The 6,148-nt window shown below is 63.5% G+C and carries 4 protein-coding genes and 1 pseudogene; 1 reads left to right on the forward strand and 4 read right to left on the reverse strand.

Features of this window, described 5'->3' with window-relative positions:
- Positions 1 to 67 precede the first annotated feature (67 nt).
- The 4 genes from J8847_RS20575 to J8847_RS20590 form a co-directional block, all read right to left on the reverse strand.
- Positions 68 to 1,162, reverse strand: coding sequence for an alpha/beta fold hydrolase (locus tag J8847_RS20575; RefSeq protein ID WP_211526578.1), 1,095 nt, complete (start codon positions 1,160 to 1,162; stop codon positions 68 to 70).
- 98 nt (positions 1,163 to 1,260) lie between these two features.
- Entirely contained in the window at positions 1,261 to 3,420 is a 2,160-nt protein-coding gene (locus J8847_RS20580) for a S46 family peptidase (RefSeq protein WP_211526579.1), read from the reverse strand.
- Positions 3,421 to 3,564: 144 nt separating this feature from the next.
- Positions 3,565 to 4,830, reverse strand: coding sequence for a cardiolipin synthase (gene cls / locus J8847_RS20585; RefSeq protein WP_211526580.1), 1,266 nt, complete (start codon positions 4,828 to 4,830; stop codon positions 3,565 to 3,567).
- An 80-nt stretch (positions 4,831 to 4,910) separates the two neighbouring features.
- Positions 4,911 to 5,180: a GlsB/YeaQ/YmgE family stress response membrane protein gene (locus J8847_RS20590; RefSeq protein WP_211526581.1), complete on the reverse strand. Its 270-nt coding sequence runs from the start codon at positions 5,178 to 5,180 to the stop codon at positions 4,911 to 4,913.
- A 283-nt stretch (positions 5,181 to 5,463) separates the two neighbouring features.
- Between J8847_RS20590 and J8847_RS20595 the strand changes: the two are divergent.
- Positions 5,464 to 6,148, forward strand: a pseudogene (locus tag J8847_RS20595) (hypothetical protein); the annotation flags it as partial.

The raw sequence follows: 6,148 nt of genomic DNA on the forward strand, positions 1-6,148 counted from the left end.
CCGGCCTTCGCCGGAAGTCGTAGCTGCCAGTGGCAGCTACGACGGTTTTGGGGCTAACAAAACACCGTTATTTTGCCAACGGCCTTACATACTCTAGCAGGCTGACCAGCGTCTTGCCCGGCTCCTCCCACGGCATCATGTGCGCCGAGCGCTCGAACCACACCGCCCGCTTGGACGGCGCCTTCACCTGCTTCAGCCAGGCCTCGGTCGGCGCGGTCGGCGTGGTGTAGTCGTGCCGTCCCAGGAACATCACGACCGGGATCGGAAAGCGCGTCACCCTCGAATAGTCCACCTGGACGAATTCCGGCAGCAGCCGTCCCAGGGTCAGTATGCTGCCCTGGTCGATCGCCTTGACCTGCTCCAGGTTGTATTCGGGCGACAGCAGCGGCCCCTTGAAGAAGTAATCGGACTGGCTGCGGAAGGCGCTCAGGCCGCCGTAGTGCTGCGGCCATTTGCGGGCCAGGACAATGCGCTCGCGCGTGATCGGCTGGTCGCCAGGATAAGGTGCGATCGACTGCAGCTCGCGCAGCGCTTCCTCGTTCTTGTGCAGCTTCGCCTGCTCCAGCGCGTATTCAAAGCTGATGCGCTCGTTCTCGCGCGTGCTGATCACCTGGCCGATACCCACATAGGCGTGGAACAGGTCCGGCCGCTTGAGCGAGGCGGCCATCGAGGGAATCGTGCCCCAGCTGTGCGCCATCAGGATCAGCTTGCGCTTGCCATAGCGCCGGCGCAGGTGTTCCGCCACTTCGATCAGGTCCTCGGTGTAGCGCTCGATGCGGATGGTCTCGCCCACGATTGCCGGATCGGTCTCGCCATAGGTCTTGCCGGCGCCGCGCTGGTCGTAGTTCGCCACCGTGAAGTATTCCTCGATGGGGCGCTGGAACTGCCACATGGTCGGCGTGATGGGCGAAGCCGGGCCGCCGTGCACGAACAGGATGATCGGATTCGCGCGGTCCTGGCCGCGCACGCTGATCCACTGCTCGATGCCGCCGATCCTGGTCTTGTACGAGTCCTGCACCCCGCCGGGTGCGACGATGCGCTCGAGGTCTTCGACGGCCAGGCGCGCGCGGGCATAGGCCCTGGTGTCGGGATGTTCCTGGGCCTGGGCGCCTGCGAAGGCCAGCGCCAGCACGACGGCGCTCCACTTGCTGCGGTTCTTCATGCGGTCTCCTCCTGTTGTGCCAAAAGTGTACAACGGACGGGACGAAAAAAAGCCACGCGGCCCGGAGGCGGCGTGGCTCCATGAAGGAATGGGCGCGATTACAGCGCGTTCATTTCCTTCAGCAGGTTGTCGGCCTTGTCGACGTGCTGCATGTTCCACAGGATGTAGCGGATGTCGACCTGGATGTCGCGGGTCATGGCCTTGTTGAAGTCCCAGTCCGAGATGATCGAATCCAGGGTGCCGTCGAAGGCCAGGCCGATCAGCTCGGCCTTCGAGTTGAGCGCGGCCGAACCCGAGTTACCACCGGTGATGTCCAGGGTCGCCAGGTAGTTGACCGGCACGGTCTTCAGCTTCGGATCGACGTACTTGCCGAAGTCCTTCTTGCGGATCGCCTCCAGCTGGGCCGCCGGGGCGTTGAATTCGCCTTCGCCGGTATGCTTGGCGACCACGCCGTTCACCGTGGTGAAGGCGGTCCAGCCGGTGGTGCCGTCGGCGCCGACCGGACGGCCGGCGATCTTGCCGAAGGTGGCGCGCAGGGTGCCGTTGGCGTCCGGGTAGACGGCCTGGCCGCGGCTGTTCATGTAGGCGATCTTGGCCTTCATGTAGTTGCCGTAGGCTTGCTGGATCTTGCCGCCCAGTTCCTCTTCCTTGGCTTCATCGCGCATGCCCGCGTCGTACATCGCGACGGCGGCCTTGATGAAGCTGTCGTTCGAGGCCTGGAACTCCTGCGGCGACTTGTTCAGCCATGCCAGGCGCTCTTCCTTGTTGGCCAGCTTCGAACCCGCGTAGATGCGGTCCAGCGCGGCCTTCAGCTCGGCCTCGCCCATGCCCGGCTTGATGCCCAGGGCGGCGTCGAAAGCGGCGTCGTGCTCGGCGGCCGGCTGCGCGTTGTACTTGGTCAGGAAGTTCAGCACCAGCGCCTTGTCGACCTTTTCGTCGTAGGTACGGTCCTGGCCGGTGATGACCGAGGTCAGTCGCGGCATGTCGCGTTCCTGGTAGCCGGCCTTGCGCTCGGCGTCCGGCTTGGTGCGCTCGTTGGCCAGGCGGTACAGGGCGCGCGCCGAGCTCAGGAACTTCGGCTGCGAGTAGCTCAGGAAGAAGCTCTTCCTGGTGCCGGCGTCGCGCTCGGCGATCAGCTTCTCGGCCGCTTCGATGTCGGCGGCGAACTGGGCCTTGCGGGCCGGGTTGGCGTTGACCCAGGCCTTCAGGGCGTTGTGCTCGGCGGTCTTGCGCTGCAGGAAGTCGCTGTTCTGGTAGGAAGTCAGCATCCCCTTGCGGTTCTTGTAGTAGTTGTTGACGCTGGCGATCTGGCCGGCGTACTTCAGCTTGGCGGCCGGGTCGTTCTTGGTCTCGCGCTCGATGATCGCCAGGGTCTCGCCCGAGGCCTGGACGAAGGCCGGGTAGTTCCAGTCGAAGGTGAAGGCGACTTCCGACGGCAGGCGGTGGCGGTTGGTGCGGCCCGGATAGCCCAGGACCATGATGAAGTCGCCTTCCTTCGAGCCTTCCTTGGCGATCTTCAGGTGGTGCTTCGGCTGGTAGGGGACGTTATCCTTCGAGAACTCGGCGGCCTTGCCGTCCTTGCTCACGTAGGCGCGGTAGAAGCCGTAGTCGCCGGTGTGGCGCGGCCACATCCAGTTGTCGGTGTCGCCGCCGAACTTGCCCACGCCGGCAGGCGGCGCATGCACCAGGCGCACGTCGCGGATCTCGAGCTGCTTGAGGCGGTAGAACTCCAGGCCGCCGTAGTAGCTGGCCACGGTGCAGCGGTAGCCGGCGTCTTTCTCGCACTCGGCCTGCAGCGTCTTCTGGTTCTTTTCGATGGCGTCCAGGCGCGCCTTGCCGCTCAGCTTGGCGACTTCCGGGGTGATGATCTTGTCGGTGACATTGGCCACTTCCTCGGTCACGTAGACGCGGCTGCCCGGCGCGGCCGGCAGTTCCTCGCCCAGCGTCTTGGCCAGGAAACCGTTGGCCAGCAGGTCGCGTTCAGGGGTCGAGTTGACCGCCACGCTGTTGTACACGCAGTGGTGGTTGGTCACGACCAGGCCCTGCGGCGAGACGAAGGACGCCGAGCAACCGCCCAGGCTCACGATCGCGCCCATCGGGAATTCGGTCAGTTTGGTCAGGGTCGCCGGGTCCAGCTTGAGGCCGGCGGCTTTCAGTTGCTTGGCTACTTGTGGCAGCTGCTGCGGCATCCACATGCCTTCGTCGGCGTGTGCGGCGAAGCTGCTCAGGATGGCGAGCGAGAGGAGGGTTTTTTTCATTCGCGTCAGTCTTGGGTGGGTAAGAAACAATGTCTCCGTGGAGCACCCAAGAGTATCTGTATGTGACGTGTGAACGTCAACCAATATTTCGACGCGTGAATGAGCACCTCAGCAAAACCTTTTCTGCTGGAAACTCCTCCGTCATTACAATTGTTTGCCGACCAAGGACACCGCCCAGGTGGCGAAACGCTGGTACCAGGGCCGCTTGGCGAACTTGTGCTGGGACACCGGCGTGGCGCGCGCCCAGTCGGCTTCGAAGATGGCGATGTGCTTGCGCGCGAATTCCTCGTCCATCACGTTCAGGTTGGCTTCGTCGTTGATGCTGAACGAGCGGTTGTCGAAGTTGGTGGAACCGACCGACACCAGGAGCGAATCCACCACCAGCGACTTCACATGGAACATGGTCGGGTCGTACTCGGAAATCTGCACCCCGGCCGCCAGCAGTTCTGGCCAGCGTTCGCGCGAGGCCGCTTTCACCAGGTCGGAGTCGATGATCTTGCCTGGCGTAATCAAGCGCACGCGCACGCCGCGCTTGGCGGCCGCGATCAGGGTGCGGATGGTCAGGTCGTCCGGCACGAAATAGGAGGCCGACAGGTCGATGGTCTTGCGCGCGGCGGTAATGGCCATCAGGTACATCAGGTGCATCGACTCGCTGCCGCCGGTAGGCGAGCTGGCGAACATCTGGGCCGGCTGCGTGCCTTTCGGCTCCAGCGCAGGGAAATAGTCCGGGCCGTCGAGGACCATGCCGGTGGCCTTGGTCCAGTTGTCGATGAACACCGCCTGGATCTGGCCGACCACGGGGCCTTCGACGCGGTAATGGTTATCGCGCCAGTGCTTCTCGTCCTCGGCATTGCCGCGCCACTGGTCGGCGATGCCGACGCCGCCGGTGAAGCCGACTTTGCCGTCGACCACCAGCAGCTTGCGGTGGGTGCGGTTGTTCATGCGCGCCAGCTTCCACCAGACCGGCTTGTGGTAGCGCTGCACCTGCACGCCGGCATCCTTCATTTCCTGCAGCAGCTCGTCGTTCATCTTGATGCTGCCCATGAAGTCGAGCATCAGGTGGACTTTGACGCCGGCGCGCGCTCGCTCGGACAGCGCGTCGGAAAATTCGCGGCCGATCGATTCGGCCCAATAAATATAGGTTTCGAGGGTGATGGTTTCCTTGGCGCCGCGAATCGCTTCCAGCATCGCGGGGAAGATCTCGTTGCCGTTGACAAGTACCTCGATCTTGTTGCCTTCGAGAATAGGGGGACCCAGCAGCACGCCGAGGGAACGGCGGAACTGCGGGTCGTGCGTATCGTATTGGCGGGTCAGTTGTCGCTCGATCTGCTTTTCGCTCGGCATGAAATTCAGCGCGAGGAAGCCGGCGATCAGCGTGACCACGCACGTGATCAAGACTGTCCAGAACATTTTTGAGCTCATCAGTCGAACCGCAGGGACAAAAAAACCAACGCGCGCGGCGTTGGTTTATAAGGCGCTACTCACTGTTATTAGCGTACACGGCCACGGCGCAGCAGATTCACGATGGCCAGCAGGATCACGGCGCCCAGGAACGAAACCAGGAGCGACGAGACACTGAAGTCATCCGAATTGATGGTGCCGGAACCAAACAGCGGGGAAAGCAGCCAACCGCCCAGGAAGGCGCCGACGATGCCGACCACGATATTGAGAATCATGCCTTGCTCAGCGTCAGTTTTCATGACCATGCTGGCCAGCCAGCCCAAGATACCACCGACAACGATCCAGATAATGAATAACATGTTGATTCCTCCTCGTAGTGGAAAAACATACCCCAGGCCACAGCTGCGGCCATGGAACAAAGTCTATTGACCTGCACCCCATCAGGTCGGTGCGGCAACGAACGTTAGATGCCGATTTTGCGGGGCTGTTCGCTCATCTGTAAAAAGTCCGGTGCAGGGTGCGTCAGCGAACAGAAGGGGGCATGGACGAGGCATAAGGTTTCAGAACTTGCAACACATTCTTGCAACCTGCCTTTGCTGCAGTACCAACGCTTCGGCACCATCACCTAGAAAGGGATTTTCCATGAGCAGCTACGATACGACGAACCAGAATTCGAATTCGCGCATGGTGACCGGTCTGTTCCCGGACCGTGCCAGCGCCGAGCGCGCCTACGGCTCGATCTCTGACCGCGGCTATGGCCGCGACGACGTCAACCTGATGATGTCGGATTCCACCCGCAAGACCCACTTCTCCGATACCGATACCGAGCTGGGCAGCAAAGCAGCCGAAGGCGCCGGCATCGGCGCCGGCATCGGCGGCACCATCGGCGCCGTCCTGGCAGGCATTGCCGCCGTCGGCACCACCCTGGTCCTGCCGGGCCTGGGCGTGGTCGTGGCCGGCCCGCTGGCGGCAGCCCTGGCCGGCGCCGGCGCAGGCGGCATCACCGGCGGCCTGATCGGTGCACTGATCGGCGCCGGCATTCCGGAAGAGCGCGCCAAGCACTATGAGGAAGGCATCAAGAGCGGCGGCATCGTGATGGGCGTGAACGCCCGCTCGCAAGAGGATGCGGCTCACTTCGAGCGCAGCTTCACCGAGCACGGCGCTTCGCACGTGATCGGCACCGGCCTGGGCGCCGCCGGCGGCGCCGCGCTGGGCGCAGGCATCGGCGCGGCAGCCGGCCCGGTGGGCATGGCGGCTGGCGCTGCGATCGGCGGCATTGCAGGCGGCATCGCCGGCAAGGGCGCGGCCGAAGTCGTGAACCCGAAAG

It is taken from the genome of Massilia sp. AB1 (assembly GCF_018119385.1).
Lineage (GTDB): Bacteria > Pseudomonadota > Gammaproteobacteria > Burkholderiales > Burkholderiaceae_D > Telluria.

Coding starts and splice junctions, on each gene's coding strand:
- J8847_RS20575 (WP_211526578.1), bottom strand. CDS start 1,162: ATGAAGAACCGCAGCAAGTGGAGCGCCGTCGTGCTGGCGCTGGCCTTC.
- J8847_RS20580 (WP_211526579.1), bottom strand. CDS start 3,420: ATGAAAAAAACCCTCCTCTCGCTCGCCATCCTGAGCAGCTTCGCCGCA.
- cls (WP_211526580.1), bottom strand. CDS start 4,830: ATGTTCTGGACAGTCTTGATCACGTGCGTGGTCACGCTGATCGCCGGC.
- J8847_RS20590 (WP_211526581.1), bottom strand. CDS start 5,180: ATGTTATTCATTATCTGGATCGTTGTCGGTGGTATCTTGGGCTGGCTG.